Raw genomic sequence first — 17,420 nt, forward strand, 5'->3', positions numbered from 1 at the left:
TGTCATCGATTGCACACAAACGGAACACGATTCCACGGAAATCCTTACACTACCGAACACCGTTGGAAGTATTTTTGAGTTACTTAGATGAAGCAGTTTTGTCTAGCTTAATTTGACAAATCAAATTAACAAAGAAAGCAGAAGATTATTATCTATTAGACTTCATGGAAACTGGCTCATATACTGAATTTAAAGAAGAGAACGCATAAAATTTAAGGTCAGAATAATTTCTGGCTGCAAATCACGTCTCATAATGATATAATAATAGCTTCGAAAACAAATTATAAAGGAGAGAGCAAATGCAAGAATCTGTAAGTTCTACAATAAAAAGCAAACATACAATTGCGTCATTTTTTGCTGGGGTTGGTGGAATTGAGCTTGGTTTTGAACAAACCGGCGAGTTCAGAGCCGTATATGCTAATGAGTTTGATAAAAAAGCACAAGTGACCTATCGAACAAACTTTCCAAATACATCATTAGATAAAAGAGATATTCATGAAGTCGAAGCAGATGAGATACCTGAAGTGGATATTATTACAGGAGGCTTCCCATGCCAAGCTTTTAGTATTGCGGGTTACCGAAAAGGCTTTGAAGATGAACGAGGGGATTTATTTTTTGAGTTACTTCGTATGATTAAAGAAAAGCAACCGAAAGCAATATTTATTGAGAATGTGAAAAATATGCTTACTCATGATCATGGAAATACCTTTAAAGTAATTCGTGAATCGTTAGTAGCAAATGGTTATTATATAAAATGGAGTGTCCTAAACGGTAAAGATTATGGTAATATACCGCAAAATCGTGAGCGGATATATATTGTTGGGTTCGATAATAAAGCTGCTTATGATGCGTTCGAATTTCCAGAAGCAATTGAATTATCAACGACGCTTCAAGATATTATCGATTATGCCTCTGAAAAGGATGAGAAGTATTACTATAGAGAAGGTAAGCAACCTTTTTACGATAAACTTGAAGAAGAAGTTGATTCATATGAATCTGTTTATCAATGGCGAAGACAATATGTTCGTGAAAACAAATCAGGTGTGGTTCCGACCCTAACAGCAAACATGGGAACGGGTGGACATAATGTACCTATTATTTATACTGACTCAGGTATCCGTAAACTTACGCCTAGAGAAACATTTAATGCTCAAGGTTACCCAGCTAATTATGAATTACCTGAGCTTGCAGTTTCACATTTGTATAAACAAGCAGGTAACAGTGTCGTTGTTCCAGTTATACGTCGAATTGCTGATAAAATTTCAGAAGCATTGAGTAAACATGATCATTTAAGCCATCAAAGCTTGAATGAAGATGTTAAATATGCCTTGATTTATACTGACTTTAAAACAAAAAATTCAGGAGAGAGCTATATATTCGGTTATGCGAAAGACATGAATGAAGTCAATGACATGTTAAAAAACAAACCAGATTGGTTCCCAGTGATTGACAACACAGATTATAGAAACATTGTTAAACAAGGAAAAGCTATGGCATTTTATTCTATAGTTGACCTAGACTAGATTAGCCCAGTTGATGGGCTTTTTGCTACCATCACCCTTGAAAACCGAACGTATGTTCGTTATAATATAAATATATTATTTTATCTTGGAGGAAGAACAATGACATATAAGGTGGTTTCTTTATTCTCGGGTGTTGGAGGTATTGATCTTGGGTTTGAACAAACTGGAAAGTTTGAAACAATTTTAGCAAATGAGTTTGATATGCATGCTGCAAAGACTTATTCTTTAAACTTTAATAATCAAATAATTGTGGATGATATTCATAATTTAGATGTAAGTGAATTGCCAGATTTTGATGTCTTACTTTCTGGATTCCCATGCCAAGCCTTCTCAATCGCTGGTTATCGAAAAGGGTTTGAAGATGAAAGAGGCGACTTATTCTTTGAAACTCTCCGAATAATTAAGGAAAAGCAACCTAGAGTCGTTTTCTTAGAGAATGTAAAAAATTTAGTTACTCATGATCATGGGAATACGTTCAAAGTAATAATGGAAGCACTAAGTTATCATGGATACTATGTTAAATATAAAGTAATGAATGCTAAAGAATACGGCAATATCCCCCAGAATAGAGAAAGAATTTATATTGTGGGATTTGATAACAAGGAGGATTATCAAAATTTTTCTTTCCCCCAAAGTATAGAATTGACAACACCATTAACAGATATCATTGATTTTAATGGAAAAATCGATGATTCCTTTTACTACACAGCTGATAAACATGCCTACTATCCAGCATTAGCCGAAGGAATTACCTCTCAAGATACAATTTATCAATGGCGTCGTAAGTATGTCCGTGAGAATAAGAGTGGCGTAGTTCCAACTTTGACGGCTAATATGGGAACAGGTGGCAATAATGTGCCATTAATTCTAAGTGATTATGGTATTCGCAAATTAACTCCTAGAGAATGCTTTAATACACAAGGGTTCCCTCGTGATTTTCAGCTCCCTGAGGATATAGCTATATCTCAACTTTATAAACAAGCAGGAAATTCTGTTGTTGTACCTGTTATTCAAAGAATTGCAGAGAATATTGTTGATGCTTTAGATGGAATAATGGCTGAAAGTGTACAATTAGAATTATTTGTATAAAAGGTAAGTCAAATTCAGATATAAAATCAACCACTGATAAATGCTGTAAATAAAGTATTTATCAGTGGTTTTCTTTTTGTGTCATCACCTATTAATGCTACAATGACGGTGAAAAATCTAAGGAGGTTACAGTCATGAAAGTGTATTTTGCAGCATCTATTCGTGGAGGTAGGGCGGATATTTCTATTTACAAGCAATTGATTGATTATTTGTCTAATAACCACGAAGTGTTAACTGAACATATTGGTGATGATAGTTTAACTTCTTTTGGAGAAGTTGAAACAAGAGATAAAGCCATTCGTGACCGCGATATTCAGTGGATTGAAGAGTGTGATGTTATGGTGGCTGAGACGACTAACCCAAGTTTAGGAGTCGGATATGAGTTGGCTTACGCTGAACATATTGGCAAACCAGTCATTATTTTACATCGAACAAATCAGAGTCAATTATCTGCCATGATTGCTGGGACAGATTATTTTGATAATGTTTGTTATTACAAAGAGATTGAAGATGCTATTGGAATTCTTGAAGCACAATTTGGGAAGGATGAATAACAATGCTAGAAAAAATTGCACGTGACTTTTCAGTAGGTGAATTTGAGTCAGCTTATACCTTTCTTTCTGAAGACATAAAGTGGCATGTCGTTGGAGAAAGTACAACGCAAGGTAGAGAAGATGTCATGGAACGTTGTCAGCAGAGTCGGGATTATTTCGATTCAATTGAGACAGATTTTACCGTGTTTAAGCTCATTGAGAGTGGGAATCAAGTGATTATAACAGGATCAGGTATCTTTGATAATAATGGTGTTGTGTCGCGAATTGATGCATGTGATATTTACACATTTAATGAAGAGCATCAATTGATTGAGATAGAATCATATTGTGTGCCGGTTTAAGAAAAGGATTGATAACAAAGCTATATTGTTATCAATCCTTTTTTATTTGGAATTTAAAATATATGATTAATAACACTCTAATTATATTTTGAATATCCATATGTACTAAATATGAATATGTGATAAAATTAATTTATAAACATACTTGTTTTATAATTTGAAAAGAGGTGCACGGATGAAAAAAATGTTTCTCGTCTTAAGTAGCATGTTGGTGTTATCAAATGTTGTTGGTGTATATGCACAAGAGGATATTGAAAGTGAAATTGCTCAGAAAGAAGCAGAGTTAGAAGAATTACGTAATCAACTTGAAGAAACACAGAATGATGGCGAAGGTGATCCGGTAGAAGGAACAAATGTAGCGCAACTGGAGAAAAGAGTTGCTGTAGGTAATTCAAATTCAGATGAGCAGATTAGTCAGCTATTAGCACTCTTTGGAATGGAGAGCAATGATCAATCTAACTTAATAAAAATTGATGGTGTTACTTTAAATGAACTTATCAGTGACGGTTCAAATGAATCAACAGATGTTTACTCAAGTGTAATGGTCGATATGCCAGAAAGTGGTTCGGGAGTTAATGTTGAAATACTAACTCCAGAAAATATCACCGTGGTGTCTGAATCAGCTTATCAAAATGCTGCAATTACGGCAGGAGCAACGAATGCAGATATAAAAATTGCATCTGTTATCGCAGTAACAGGTGAAGGTGCTTTAGGTGGTGTATATGAAATATTTGATCAAGCTGGTTATAGTTTAGATGCAGAAGATATTCAAACCGCTGAGAACCTTATCCAAATAGAAGAAGTATTATTAAGTGAAACAAATATGTCGGAAAGAGAAGTGTCCCAGTTAGTTACTCGCTACAATTTGGCTATTGTTCATGCAGTAGAAGGTAAGGAAGCATTAACTTTACAAGAAGTTAATGAAATACTTAGCGAAATTCTAGCTGATTACAATTATCAATATAGCGAAAATGTACAATCTTTACTACTAGATCACGGTGTTGCTTTTTCTAAATCATCAGTATCTAAAAACCCTGACACAAGGGCAGCCCTAGAAGAAGCAATGAGACAATACGAATCAATTAACCAAGTTTATAATCATGGTGAAATTCAAGTCGAAATTACCGATATGTATTTAACGGACGAAAGAGTAGATTATGTCACTGAAAATTATGATAATGTATTTACAGTTCATTATTCAGTGACAAATACTGGAGAGACTGAAACTTCCGCGGGATATGATTTTGCGTTATATGTTAACGGTCAAAAAGCAGATGATTACTTTTTAAACGATGATTTTCAGACGATGGTTTCATCCAATCGCCAAGCTGATGTTAAACAGAGCTTTGGATTTAATGGGACAGCAAATTTAGAGGATATGGAGCTAGAACTAATGGACATGAGATCCTATGGGAAACCACCAGTCGTGATACCGCTAGATGGAAGTGAGCCTTCAACCCCAGAAAATCAAACTGCTGATGTTAAAAACGGTGTATCGAGTGAATTTGCAGAAAGCGTGGAGAATGAAGAACTTGTAGAAATTCTTCAAGCATTTTATGATGCGGGTCTTAATGTTATGGAACCTAAGATTATGACGCGTAATGATTATGGAATTGCGCCATTACTAGCTGAAGAAGCTGTTAGTTTTGGAGCACAATTTGCTGAGTTTGTTTTTGAGAACGAAGATGGAAGCATTGAACAATTCAATTACGGAAGATTATTTTTAGTGAGAGATGAAAATGATCTTCAAACTATAAAGGCTGTGTATGATGATCTAGGGAAGGAAGCAGCTATGCTATATTCTCATACTTATTCAAAAGGAGATATATTACTTCAAATGGGTGGCGATGTTTCAGATGAAGACTTCGCTTTATATACTGCAGTGATTGATGAGGTAGTGGAATAAAGCAATTAGAGCATCTAACTTTAATTATGATATATAAAACTATCCCGCTAAATTCATGTTACGTGAATTTAGCGGGATGGTTTTAATTTTATACGATATTAAACCTTCAAATCACTGATACACCCAATGATTAGGCTCTGTCTCAATTAATTGATTCTCAGGATTATAGAACGCTTCATCTGGTTTATAAATAATTCGATGACGTTCTTTTTCATAATCTGGATCTGGTAATGGGATGGCTGATAGCAAACTTTGTGTATAAGGATGCTTCGGATGATCATACAAAGTATCAGCGTCCGCGACTTCAACAATTTTTCCTTGGTACATCATACCGATTCGGTCACTAAAGTACTTTACCATTGATAAATCATGGGCAATGAATAAGTAAGTTAAGTTATGTTTGACTTGTAACTCCTCTAGCAAGTTAATAATTTGTGCTTGGATTGAAACGTCTAAAGCAGAAATCGGTTCATCACAGACGATGAAGGTTGGTTCAACGGCTAAGGCCCGAGCAATACCAATTCTTTGACGTTGTCCGCCAGAGAACTCATAAGGATATCGCGTAGCATGGTCTTTGTTTAAACCTACGGCCTCAAGTAATTCATAGACACGTTCAGCCCGTTCCTTCTTGTTTCCTACTAGATTGTGTACATCCAAGCCTTCCGCAATAATATCGTTAACCTTCATACGCGGGTTAAGTGATGCGTAAGGGTCTTGGAAGATCATCTGAACTTCTTTATTGAAGGCTAATTTACTTTGAGTGGATTGTCTTTCGGTCCATGACTTACCGTCAAAGATAATATCCCCATCAGTTGGTTGATATAAATTAACGATGGCACGCCCAATTGTTGATTTACCACTGCCTGATTCACCAACTAAACCAAATGTTTCACCGCGGTAGATATCAAAGCTGACACCGTCGACCGCTTTGACTTCATTACGAGTACCTTCATTATAGTATTGTTTTAACTGTTTAATCTGAACAAGAGGTTGTTTCTTTATTGGCTTGTCTGTCATTGAATCTCCCCTCTCTTTAGTTTCAATTCAAAGTGTTCATGGCGTTTTTGAATGGGCTCTGGCACTGTAATTGCTGGCGCCTTTGGATGTAAGAGCCAAGTTGCAGCGTAATGTCCCTGTCTTACTTCGAATAAGGGTGGTTGTTTAACAAAATCAATGGCCAATGAGTATTCATTCCGAAAGGCAAAAGCATCTCCTTCAGGTGGATTTAATAAGTCCGGAGGTGTTCCAGGTATTGCATACAAGCTTCCCTTCGAATCCGGGGTTGGCATTGAGCTTAATAAGCCCCAAGTATAAGGGTGCTGCGGATGATAGTAAATATCATCGACCGATCCAATTTCAACAATCTTACCTGCATACATTACGGCAACTCGGTCAGCCACATTGGCGACGACACCTAAGTCATGTGTAATAAAGATAATAGTCATTTGTTTCTCTTTTTGAATCTTTTTAAGTAGTTCAATAATTTGAGCTTGAATGGTTACATCGAGTGCTGTGGTGGGTTCATCTGCGATTAATATCTCAGGGTCTCCCGCAAGGGCAATCGCAATAACGATTCTTTGTCTTTGTCCTCCAGAAAACTCATGTGGATATTGCTTCATTCGTTCTTTAGGATTGACTAAACCACATAAATCTAAGAGATTGATTGCTTCATCCACCGCATCTTTACGGCTCATCTTTCTTTTCTTCTCAAGCACTTCTGTAATTTGTCTTCCGATTGAAAGTGTTGGATTCAAAGCGGTCATAGGATCTTGGAAAATCATCGCAATTTGATTTCCACGAATCGCTTCCATTTGCTTGTTTGTATACTTTAATAAGTCATTATTTTTGAAGATAACCTGGCCACTTTCAATCATCGAATTTTTGCTTAATAGTCCTATAATTGAGCGAGCCGTTACAGTCTTACCTGATCCCGATTCACCAACAATGGCTAAGGTTTCTCCTTGATAAAGATTAAAAGACAAGCCTCTGATTGCTTGTAATTTCCCAGAAAAAGTTTGGAAACTAATGGCTAAGTCTTTTACTGTTAATACTTCTTCCTTCAAAATATCACCTATTCTTTCATTTTCGGATCGAATGCATCTCTTAAACCATCAGCTAAAAGGTTAAATGAAAGCATAATAATCGAAATCACTGCTGCTGGATACCACATGAGATGAGGTAAGAATCGGAATGTCTTGTAACCGTCATTAATAAGAGTTCCAAGGGATGCGTTAGGCGCTGGAATTCCGATACCAATGAAGCTTAAAAAGGCTTCAAAGAATATTGCTGACGGTAAGGCAAACATGACTTGTACGATAATCAACCCCATCATATTCGGTAAGATATGTTTGAACATAATCTTAATAGTGGGTTGACCTAACACTTGTGCAGCTAAGACATATTCCTGTTGCTTGAGTCGAATTGTTTGAGCTCGCACAACCCGAGACATCGTAATCCAACTGGTTAAAGCAATGGTAATAATAATCGAAACCAAACCGGGATTCATAACTAAAAGCATGAGTACGACAATAACTAAGTTAGGAACACCGGATAGAATTTCAAGCACTCGTTGCATGAGGTTATCCACGCGTCCGCCCATCCATCCAGAAATCATACCGTATGCAATTCCGAATATTAAGTTTATTAGCGCTGCTGCGAAGGCAACGATTAAAGAAATCCGTGTCCCGAAGATGATGCGAGACAATAGGTCTCGACCTAAACTGTCAGTTCCAAGATAATAATAAACTCCTTCAGGTACACCAGATTGGTCATAACTATCAATTAATGCACCCCCACGGTTTACAGACGTTCCATTGAACCAACTAAACCCTTCTAAACCAGGAATTTTTGGTGGTAAATTTGACCATGCAGGGTTTTGCGCATTTGGATCATGTGGCGCAAAGAAGGGTGCAAACACAGCGATAATGATAATCAAAGAAATAACAAAGAATGAAATCATCGCGCCTTTATTCTTTTTGAGACGACGCCAAGAATCTTGGAGGAAGTTTAGTGTAGGAGCGACAATTTCCTCATTCCGATCAGATTCTAATTGAACTTTTGTTGTAAATAGTGAGTCGTCTATATCTTTTGTGCGTTCTACAATTTTTTGATTATAGTTTGTATTAGGAATCTCTGTATGTGACATTTACTTACCTCCTTGTGTAACACGCATCTTAGGATCGATCAATCCGTAAAGAATATCTACAATGAGGATAATGACAACAAGAATAACTGAATACATGATTGTCACACCCATAATAGTTGGATAATCGTTCACTAGAATCGATTTTGTGAACTGTTCTCCAATTCCAGGAATGGAGAAGATATTCTCAATAACGAGTGATCCAGTCATTAAACTAGCAGTTACCGGTCCTAAGATAGTTAATAAAGGAATAATTGCATTTCTTAGCGCGTGTTTACTGATAATATATATTTTTGAAAACCCTTTGGCTTTGGCGAGTTCAATGTAATCACTATTAAGCACTTCAATCATCTCCGTACGAATGAACCGGGCAGCTTCAGCCGTCGGTGAGATTGCTAAAGCAATCGTCGGCAGGATGCTCGATAAGAAGCCATCGCGCCAAAAAGCGATCGGTAGCCATTCTAAGACAACGGCAAAGATGAATTGAAGTAATACAGCAAAGACAAAGTTTGGCACAGATCGTCCACCAATAGCAACCGTTGAAGTTAATGTATCAATCCAAGTGTTTTGTTTAACTGCTGCGATAATACCCAGAATGGTTCCCACAATTGTTCCAAGCACCATCGCTTGGAGTCCTAACTGAATCGAAGGTCCGGCTCTATCTGCAAGAATTTGTGTCACAGGGATATTATTGAACTGGAAGGAAACACCGAAGTCTCCTTTGAGTACATTCCTTATATAATTAAAGTATTGAATATGAATGGGTTCGTTTAATCCATACTTTTCATATAATAAGGCAAGTTGAGTCTCAGTTAATAATTCTTCGTTGGCAAAAGGTGACCCTGGTAAAAATTGCACCAATAAAAAAGTTACAGAAATAATAATAAATAATGTAACTGCCATTAATGCAACTCTTCGTAATATATAACGAAAATATTGTGTCATTCTAAACCTCTTTCTATTATATAACTGTGTCATGAATCGGTATACGATCATGATACAATTTGACAATTGACTACACTAGCAACATCTTAAGAACTAGCGACGTAATTCCGTTGAACTACTGAGCAGAAATATATATACTTGACGTAAATCATAACTTCGACCCAAAGGTAACACTCTCAAACCTTTTACTTCTGGAGTAAGTAAGAAAGGATTGGCTCTTTGGTAAATCGGAGCTACAGCTGCTTCTTCTTTAATACTTAGTGTTTCAGCTTCAATTAAAGTTTCCCAACGGCCATCTAAGTCATTTACGAAGTCATATTTAGCTGAACGAATAAGTTCTTCTCGACAGGTCATCATCAGAGACAAGTAGTTCTAAGTCTATTGTATCAAATTCTAGTTCTTCTTTGGCAGTATTCCAATCCGATTAATTATAAAGTTCTTTATCGAAGGCTTGAGAAATCGCACGTCTTAAAGCAATGTTGCCCGTGTTTTCACGAGCTGTATTGAAACCTAAGTAACCAATCTTTGCTATTGGAAGGGTATGAAGAATATCACTTCCTGTTCACTAACTTCGAATCAGTCAATCCCAGTTCCGATTTCTTTTATCACAGATATGTGAGCTACATCAAGGTATACATTTTCAGCGTCCTAATAATTATCATTTTTGACAAAAGCCCATTCCAAGTTTACACCGATCCAACCTCTTCACAGGCAAGAAGCGAGTCGCTAAAAATAACTTTAAAAAGTAATCAGCCTGGTACTCAAGAATAATTTCAAGTGTCTTTTCATCCAAAGCCATCACCTCTTTCGATGAAAAAAGTCCCTTCTGTCAGAAATAATCTAACAGAAGGGACGAATTTATCGTGTTACCACCCAGGTTCCGAATTACTTTCACAAGTAATCGCTCAATAAGTATCAATGAATACTTTGCGCGTTATCGGGCGCACCCGTCGATTTAATTTGAATCATTCGAATGCTCCAAGTTCATCTTCATTCACTTTTAACTATCTGTTTTCACCAGCCAGACTCTCTAATAAAGTTAATTAAGTGAATTACTCTTCTCTTCGTCGCATTTCCTCATGGAATATTAATGATATAGTACTAATTATAAAAGCGTTAGTCAATAGTTCTGTTTTTGTTTTTAATTTTATTCAGTTATTTTTAATAAAAGTTGCAATATATATTTGTTCTTTTATAATACATCTTAATTATATTACGAAAAGAAAGAAGGACTATGATGTACTCAACAATACTTGAACGATTTATCCGATACGCTCGGTTTAATACACGAAGTAACCCAGCCAATAAACATATGATCCCTTCATCACCAGAACAAGTCGAATTTGCTTTGAAGCTTGAGAACGAATTGAATTTATTAGGGCTAGAGGAGGTATTCTATGATGAACGTGATGGTTTCGTCACAGCTAAAGTATCTAGCAACCAACCAGACGAAGATATTCCAGCAATTGGTTTTATGGCTCACATAGATACAGCTGACTTCCCATCTGAGAATGTAAACCCACAAGTTCATTACAATTATGATGGGAAAGATGTTGTCTTAAACAAAGAGTTAGATATTGTGATGACCGTCAAAGAATTTCCTAATTTAAAAGATTATGTTGGCGAAACATTAGTGACAACGGATGGGACAACTTTATTAGGAGCGGATTGTAAAGCAGGAATGGCATCAATTGTTGAGGTGATGAAACATCTTATCGAGAATCCTGAGATTCCTCATGGAGATATTTGGGTAGCATTTGGACCGGATGAGGAGATTGGGATTGGCGCAAGTCGCTTCATTGCAGAAAAATGGCCCGTTGAATTTGCTTATACCATTGATGGAGGACGAACTGGGCAACTCGATTATGAAACATTTAATGCGGCGCAAGCGGTTTTAACTTTTACTGGTACGAGTGTTCACCCAGGGGCAGCTAAAGATGTCATGGTAAATCCATTAGCGGAAGCAGCGAAGTTTTACCAAAAAATCCCAGCGAATGAAACTCCTGAAACTACTAGTGGTTATGAAGGATACTATATGTTAGGAGGTCAAACTGGGGACTTAAACTCAGTGACTGCGATTTATAATATTCGCGATCATGACTTTGATAAGTTCGAAGAGCGAAAAGCACAAATCAAGAAATGGGTCGATGAACAAAACGCTACTTATGCTTATCCAAGAATATCATGTGTGATTACAAATCAATATGCAAATATGGGAAATATAATAAAAAATGATTCAAGATCATTTGATTTAGCGAAGCAAGCTTACGCAGCAGTTGGTGTGACACCGAGAATTAACCCTATGCGTGGTGGAACAGACGGGAGTCATCTCGCTTTTAAAGGCATTGCGACACCTAATTTATTTAAAGGGTCTGAGAATTCTCATGGGCAATACGAATTTGTTACCGTGGAAAGAATGAAATTAGCGAGTGATGTCATACTATCTATAATTGAACTCGTCCAAGAACAACCAGTGGTTTATCACATCTAAACAAGAAAAAAGGTCGAACAAAGAGCGCTAAGCTCCTTGTTCGACCTTTTATTGTGGCATGTTATTCAGTAACATAAGTTGTACGTAAGTTAATTGTACGACCAAATGGATAGACTTCAAAGTTTTGAACACGTGGATCTAGTAAGTATGACGATGAAGCTTGGTAAATCGGTGCAGTGACTGCATCTTCTGCAACACCAATGCGTTCAGCTTCTAGCAATGCTTCACGACGTTGTTGAGAATCAGTTGCGTATTCAACCTGTGCTGCTTCTACGAGAGCATCGTACTCTTCATTTGAATATTCAGCAAAGTTGATTCCGCCATCCGTGCGATATTGTTCAATAAAGTTAATTGCATCTTGGTAATCAGGTGCCCACGTTCCATAGAAGATATCAAATTCTAGATTTCTTTGGAATTCAATACGGTTTTGTAATGGGACACTACGAATTGTTAATGTTAAACCAGGTAAGTTTTCTTGTAATTGAGCTTGTAAATATTCAGCCGTACGACCTGATAGGTCAACATCTGATGTTAATAATTCAAGTTCTAATGAATCCACACCTAACTCATCAAGTCCCGCTTGCCAATCTGCTTGAGCTTGTTCGACATCATAAACTAAGATATCTCCTTGCTCATCACGGAAATCAACCCCGTCTTCACTCACATCAAATCCGACAGGTACTAAACCATTTAATGGTGTTGAACCATCTTGAATAACCGATTCTGCATATAATTCTTTATCGAATGCTTGTGACAAAGCACGACGGATATTCGCGTTACCAGTAGCTTCTCTAGTTGTATTATAACTTAGATATCCAACAGTAGATTTAGGTACGGAGTAGAAAAAGTCACTTCCAGCATATTGTTGTACAAAGTCATCTGTTAAGACAGCATAGTCGAGTTGTTGCGCATCAAATAAATCAGCTCCCGTACCTGTTTCTTTCACTACTTGAACAAGAACATCTTCTAAGTAAACATTATCAGCATCCCAGTAGTTAGGATTTTTCACTAGATTCCATTCGAGGTTTGAACCGTTCCAGTTTTCTAATGTGAAGGGTCCATTACTTACAAGGTTTTCTGACGAAGTAGCATAGCTACTACCCACTTCTTCTACGAAAGCTTTGCTAACTGGTAAGAATCGACTTCCTGTTAGCAGCTTTGGTAAGTAAGGCGCTGGATATTCAAGTGTAATTTCTAGTGTTAAATCATCTAAGGCTACGACGCCCAATTCATCCAGTTCCATGTCACCGTTTCGGATACTTGCAGCATTTTTAAAGATTTCAACCGTCGTTGAAGCAACTGAACCTGAATTAGGATCAACCAAACGTTGGTAACTATACACAAAGTCATGCGCCGTGAGAGGATCTCCATTACTCCAAGTTAATCCATCTCTTAGTGTGAATGTATAAACGAGACCATCATCACTAACATTAACATCCTCAGCTTGACCTAATTCAACTTCACTCCCCGTTGTTACGCGGTACAGCCCTTCATTGATTTGACCGATCATATCTGATGTAGGGACATCATTGTATAATGCACTATCTAAAGTCGATAATTCTCCATTAGTTGCGATACTTAATGTTTGTTCAACAGAAGGATCCACCTCTGGTGCATCTTGAGCAGAAACAGGAACACTAGAAAACACGCTACCTAAGGCCAAAGCACTAACAAAAAGAGATACAACTTTCCTTTTTAATTTCATTCTCAACACTCATCCTTTTCTAAATAATATTTCTTTCAATTTAGCACTTTCTAATAATAAGTCAATGATAAAGATTACAATTAATAAATAATTAGAAGAATGATAAATAAATAAGTTTGAGGGATTTTTAACATTTCCCAAAATAGGGGTGACACTTTTTCTAAAAAATACGTTTATAGGGGTGTAAGTAGTTTTACTTACAAACAAAAACGAGGAGGGGTACGATGAACAAAGAATTCCTATCAGCAAGCTTAAAGCTTACTGCGATTAATCCGGTGACGGAGAAGAAGACAACGGTGACGTTGAATGATTTAACTCAGGATGCGCCAGTAGAGGATGTTGAGGCTGTTCGCAATGCACTGCAAAGTGTGATTGAGGAGCCAATCGCAACGGTAGAAGCGGTTCACACATTCGCGTTTGCGTAAATAGTGTCAGATAAAGATGCTTAAGTGAAAAGAAGGGTGGTATACACAATGGAAGAAACAAATAATTTAGAATTGTTATTCAAAGACGAAGCAGGATCAAACAAAAAGGTCACACTTCGTAACCCTAAGTTGGGCCTAACAGCACAAGAGGCTCAAGCAGCATTGGACGCAATTGCTGGCGCTGAAATCTTTGTTAATGAGAATGGTGATGCTTACGCGCAAGCAGTAGGAGCTCGCTACGTTCGTCGTACGGTTGAAGACATTTACGCTGCTTAATCGCAGCGCACCCCCAACGCCTCGCTATAGTTATTAGCGAGGCTTATTTTTTTGCGAAAAAGGAGGAAAAGGCATGTCTGTGATTGAATTAGGTAGTTTGGCTGGGGCAATGATTACGGTAATAACGCTCATCTCCAAGATGATTCGTTTAATTACTTCGATTCAAAATTTAATTAACCGCCTAGATACGATGCAAACAGAGCTGGAAGCGAATAAACATGGTTTAAGTGATTTAACCCAACGGGTCAATAACCATGATATGAAGCTTCATACCTTAGAGATGGAACAGATATCGTTGTCGAATCAAGTAAAGGAGCTGACCTCTTATGCGTTTAACTAATCGAACGTATGATTTACTGAAGTGGTTTGTCTTAGTGGTTTTACCAGCTGTGGCGGTACTTTTCCAAGGTTTGGGAGAGTTGTATAGCTATGCGGATGTGGAAATACTCGTTTCGACCATTAACTTATTCGCCGTTTTTCTCGGGACGATCTTACAAATTTCAAGTAAATATTACAATGGAGGTGACGGGAATGGCCACAGTACAGTCGTTGCTTAAAGTCGCACAAAGTTATATTGGTGTGAGTGAGGGGACGAACACTTTCAATAATTTAATTGCAGCCTATAATTCAATACGTCCCATCCCGATGGGGTATCAGGTCAAGTTGACTGATGATTGGTGTGACGTGTTTGTAACGGTTGTTTCCGATCAGGCTGGGATGAGTGATTTGATTGGGCGAGAGTGTGGTGTCCAACGTCATATCAACATCTTCAAAGCGAAAGGGATTTGGTTAGGAAGACAGTTCCCTAAAGCGGGTGACATTATTACTTTTGATTGGGATGGGAATGGTTGGGCTGATCACATTGGGTTTGTGGAGTCGGTTGAGCATAACCAAGTGAAGACCATTGAAGGCAATAGCCAAGCCAAAGTGAAGCGGAATACTTTTCAATGGAATGATAAGCGCATTATGGGCTACGCTAGACCGAAGTATCAAGTGGTCGGTGAAGTGAAGAAGACCATTGATGAGTTGGTTCAAGAAGTTATCGCAGGAAAATGGGGTGTCGGCCAAGCAAGAATGGCTCAACTCGCTGCTGCGGGTTATGACTTTAACCATGTGCAGAGTAAGGTCAATCAAATCTTTGTAGATAAAATTCAGACGCCGACTGTAGTTGTGTCAGAAGCTGCTCTAATATATCAAGATGCTCAGTTATCGAAGGCACATCTAGATAAGTTACTCGCCTTATCAAAGCAGTATCAAATTTTACCCAGTCTACTTATTGTTATGTTGCATTTTGAAGGGGTTTGGGGTCAGTCCAATGTCGCAAAATTAGATCAAAATTGGGGCGGGATGACCTGGTCAGTCAACTATATTGGCAATCCTGATATTAAGAAAACGAAGGGCAGTCCACGTCCTAAGAGCGAAGGTGGTTACTATCTTCGCTATGCATCGGAGGAGGATTTCTTTGAAGACTGGATATATTTACTGCGACCCGGTGGGATATATAAAGTGAGTGGCCAGAGGAATTTCAAGGATGCAGTCAAAGGCTTATTTCAGGTTGGTGGATCTAAGTACGACTATGCTGCTTTAGGATACACGAAGTACTTAGAACGCATGGAAGCAAGAAGAGTTGGGATAGATAAAGCCAATCCGGGCGTCTTGAAGAAGCTAGATGCAGACTGGTTTGCTGGAAGTGAAGGAAATGAGAAAGTGATTGTATCGACCGATGCGACCACTTGGCAGACCGGTGAGCGGATAGCGACTTGGGTCAAAGGCAAGGCTTTTGATGTATTAGAAACGAAAGAAGTAATGCAAAAAGCTTTTCTATTAGCGGATAATGGGACCGTGTTAGGTTGGCTATTAGAGTCAGATGTGTTGAGTGCTTAATTGAAATAGGAAGAACTTCTCGCGATTGCGGGAAGTTTTTTTATTTAAGATAATTTCGCATTTAAATGAAATTTAATTGATGGGACAAGGATCGTTTTTTGCTTGTGAGTGTCTTATTTCTATGAATCATGAGAATGTTGGGACAATAAAATTGTAAGCGGTTTGATAAAGCATATAATGAGTTTAGAGAATCATTTCAATGATTTCAAGAAGTCACAAGTTTTAAGGAATTTGACGACTAAAGAGGGGGCGGAGTAGATGGGTATATCACATAAGCTACTAAGAAAAGCATTGATGCCGATGGATTTAGTAATGATGGATCATCGGAGGAAACAGCCGGTCAAAAGTTCTAGTAGATTAAGCTCGTTATTGAAAGGTTTCATAAGAACACGGTAAGCTAAGTTAAATTAGTTTCTGTGTTCTTTTTGCATTTAATTTATTAAAGCGCTTCCTAACATGCTATAATAAAACTATATAATATATTTATACTAAAACACATAATAGACAGTAGCAATGATTAAGAGATTGATGAAATTGATATTGGCATTTATTTTTTAATTTTTGCGGGAGAAGTTGGGCATACTCAGTCACTTGAAGAGCAGCGAGAAGAAGCAATTCGACTTTATAAGGAAGGTACATAGAATTATACATTTGAGTAAGTTGAGGCATATGTGAGTAAACAAGAAGCAGAGGCCCTAGCAACAATAACAGTGAAATCTTATAAGAGTTATGATTACGGAATAGCTGGAGATCAATCTCACCGACAATTAGAGACTTAAATGAGAATGGTCTGAATATGTATGGGATGGAATTAGGTATTTACCAGTATCGTCCAATAGCACCGAACATGTGTCAGGCTACTTAACGCTTGAAAGATATTTTGTGGATCAAGGATATGTCGAAGGTTATACTTACCCGAATGCTGAAGTGAAAGTAACACATGTAAATGGTTATGCTACAACTATGGAAAATGCCGTAGCTGATAGTAATGGGTATTTTCATGTGGAGGGTTTTAGGCATCAAAATAATTTAACAACAACTGTGATAACAGTCACACATCCTGAAACAGGCGAGGAGATTTTAGTAGCACCATATCCTTGGACAGAGTGGGAACTTGAGAATGCAGAGTGGTAATGAGT

18 protein-coding genes, 1 pseudogene and 1 other annotated feature are annotated in these 17,420 nt (G+C 37.6%); of the genes and pseudogenes, 13 read left to right on the forward strand and 6 right to left on the reverse strand.

Annotation, left to right across the window (positions count from 1 at the left end):
- From ACEN33_RS04510 to ACEN33_RS04535, 6 genes and pseudogenes are all read left to right on the forward strand, one after another.
- A pseudogene (locus ACEN33_RS04510) lies at positions 1 to 116 on the forward strand (IS30 family transposase); the annotation flags it as partial.
- 183 nt (positions 117 to 299) lie between these two features.
- Positions 300 to 1,523, forward strand: coding sequence for a DNA cytosine methyltransferase (locus ACEN33_RS04515; RefSeq protein ID WP_138405426.1), 1,224 nt, complete (start codon positions 300 to 302; stop codon positions 1,521 to 1,523).
- 99 nt (positions 1,524 to 1,622) lie between these two features.
- A complete protein-coding gene (locus tag ACEN33_RS04520) occupies positions 1,623 to 2,612 on the forward strand; it encodes a DNA cytosine methyltransferase (protein ID WP_407094651.1) in 990 nt (329 codons plus the stop codon).
- A 134-nt stretch (positions 2,613 to 2,746) separates the two neighbouring features.
- On the forward strand, positions 2,747 to 3,166 hold the full coding sequence (locus ACEN33_RS04525; protein ID WP_138405229.1) for a nucleoside 2-deoxyribosyltransferase: 420 nt from the start codon (positions 2,747 to 2,749) through the stop codon (positions 3,164 to 3,166).
- 2 nt (positions 3,167 to 3,168) lie between these two features.
- Entirely contained in the window at positions 3,169 to 3,507 is a 339-nt protein-coding gene (locus ACEN33_RS04530; RefSeq protein ID WP_138405228.1) for a nuclear transport factor 2 family protein, read from the forward strand.
- A gap of 175 nt (positions 3,508 to 3,682) precedes the next feature.
- The gene (locus ACEN33_RS04535; protein WP_138405227.1) at positions 3,683 to 5,413 is read left to right on the forward strand and encodes a DUF1002 domain-containing protein; all 1,731 of its coding nucleotides are present in this window, start codon (positions 3,683 to 3,685) and stop codon (positions 5,411 to 5,413) included.
- Between the two features lie 111 nt (positions 5,414 to 5,524).
- On the opposite strand, the gene ACEN33_RS04540 is transcribed toward ACEN33_RS04535, so the two are convergent.
- The 5 genes from ACEN33_RS04540 to ACEN33_RS04560 all read right to left on the reverse strand — a co-directional run bounded on the left by ACEN33_RS04540 (position 5,525) and on the right by ACEN33_RS04560 (position 9,857).
- Entirely contained in the window at positions 5,525 to 6,430 is a 906-nt protein-coding gene (locus tag ACEN33_RS04540; protein WP_138405226.1) for an ABC transporter ATP-binding protein, read from the reverse strand.
- Positions 6,427 to 7,476 (reverse strand): ABC transporter ATP-binding protein, encoded by a 1,050-nt coding sequence (locus ACEN33_RS04545; protein ID WP_138405225.1) that lies wholly within the window; start codon positions 7,474 to 7,476, stop codon positions 6,427 to 6,429. Before ACEN33_RS04545 ends, ACEN33_RS04540 begins: the two co-directional genes overlap by 4 nt.
- An 8-nt stretch (positions 7,477 to 7,484) precedes the next feature.
- Positions 7,485 to 8,558, reverse strand: coding sequence for an oligopeptide ABC transporter permease (gene opp3C / locus ACEN33_RS04550; RefSeq protein ID WP_407093508.1), 1,074 nt, complete (start codon positions 8,556 to 8,558; stop codon positions 7,485 to 7,487).
- On the reverse strand, positions 8,559 to 9,500 hold the full coding sequence (locus ACEN33_RS04555; RefSeq protein ID WP_407093507.1) for an ABC transporter permease: 942 nt from the start codon (positions 9,498 to 9,500) through the stop codon (positions 8,559 to 8,561).
- Between the two features lie 93 nt (positions 9,501 to 9,593).
- Positions 9,594 to 9,857, reverse strand: coding sequence for a hypothetical protein (locus ACEN33_RS04560; RefSeq protein ID WP_407093506.1), 264 nt, complete (start codon positions 9,855 to 9,857; stop codon positions 9,594 to 9,596).
- A 488-nt stretch (positions 9,858 to 10,345) separates the two neighbouring features.
- Positions 10,346 to 10,577: a binding site (T-box leader), on the reverse strand.
- Between the two features lie 160 nt (positions 10,578 to 10,737).
- On the opposite strand from ACEN33_RS04560, the gene pepT reads away from it, so the two are divergent.
- Positions 10,738 to 11,991 carry a peptidase T gene (gene pepT / locus ACEN33_RS04565; RefSeq protein WP_407089671.1) on the forward strand — a complete coding sequence of 418 codons (1,254 nt, stop codon included), beginning with the start codon at positions 10,738 to 10,740 and terminating at the stop codon, positions 11,989 to 11,991.
- A 61-nt stretch (positions 11,992 to 12,052) separates the two neighbouring features.
- Here pepT and ACEN33_RS04570 read toward each other — a convergent pair whose 3' ends face one another.
- Positions 12,053 to 13,696 carry a peptide ABC transporter substrate-binding protein gene (locus ACEN33_RS04570; protein ID WP_407089653.1) on the reverse strand — a complete coding sequence of 548 codons (1,644 nt, stop codon included), beginning with the start codon at positions 13,694 to 13,696 and terminating at the stop codon, positions 12,053 to 12,055.
- A 224-nt stretch (positions 13,697 to 13,920) separates the two neighbouring features.
- On the opposite strand from ACEN33_RS04570, the gene ACEN33_RS04575 reads away from it, so the two are divergent.
- The 6 genes from ACEN33_RS04575 (at position 13,921) to ACEN33_RS04600 (ending at position 17,415) form a co-directional block, all read left to right on the forward strand.
- Positions 13,921 to 14,121, forward strand: a complete 201-nt coding sequence (locus tag ACEN33_RS04575; RefSeq protein ID WP_138405219.1) for a hypothetical protein — start codon at positions 13,921 to 13,923, stop codon at positions 14,119 to 14,121.
- A gap of 48 nt (positions 14,122 to 14,169) precedes the next feature.
- A complete protein-coding gene (locus ACEN33_RS04580; protein ID WP_138405218.1) occupies positions 14,170 to 14,397 on the forward strand; it encodes a DUF2922 domain-containing protein in 228 nt (75 codons plus the stop codon).
- 73 nt (positions 14,398 to 14,470) lie between these two features.
- Entirely contained in the window at positions 14,471 to 14,737 is a 267-nt protein-coding gene (locus tag ACEN33_RS04585) for a hypothetical protein (RefSeq protein WP_138405217.1), read from the forward strand.
- On the forward strand, positions 14,724 to 14,954 hold the full coding sequence (locus tag ACEN33_RS04590) for a phage holin (RefSeq protein ID WP_235956391.1): 231 nt from the start codon (positions 14,724 to 14,726) through the stop codon (positions 14,952 to 14,954). Before ACEN33_RS04585 ends, ACEN33_RS04590 begins: the two co-directional genes overlap by 14 nt.
- Entirely contained in the window at positions 14,929 to 16,281 is a 1,353-nt protein-coding gene (locus ACEN33_RS04595) for a CHAP domain-containing protein (RefSeq protein WP_407089652.1), read from the forward strand. Before ACEN33_RS04590 ends, ACEN33_RS04595 begins: the two co-directional genes overlap by 26 nt.
- A gap of 882 nt (positions 16,282 to 17,163) precedes the next feature.
- On the forward strand, positions 17,164 to 17,415 hold the full coding sequence (locus ACEN33_RS04600) for a hypothetical protein (RefSeq protein WP_407093505.1): 252 nt from the start codon (positions 17,164 to 17,166) through the stop codon (positions 17,413 to 17,415).
- The last annotated feature ends 5 nt before the right edge of the window (positions 17,416 to 17,420 follow it).

Source organism: Ruoffia sp. FAM 24228 (assembly GCF_045528575.1).
Lineage (GTDB): Bacteria > Bacillota > Bacilli > Lactobacillales > Aerococcaceae > Ruoffia > Ruoffia halotolerans.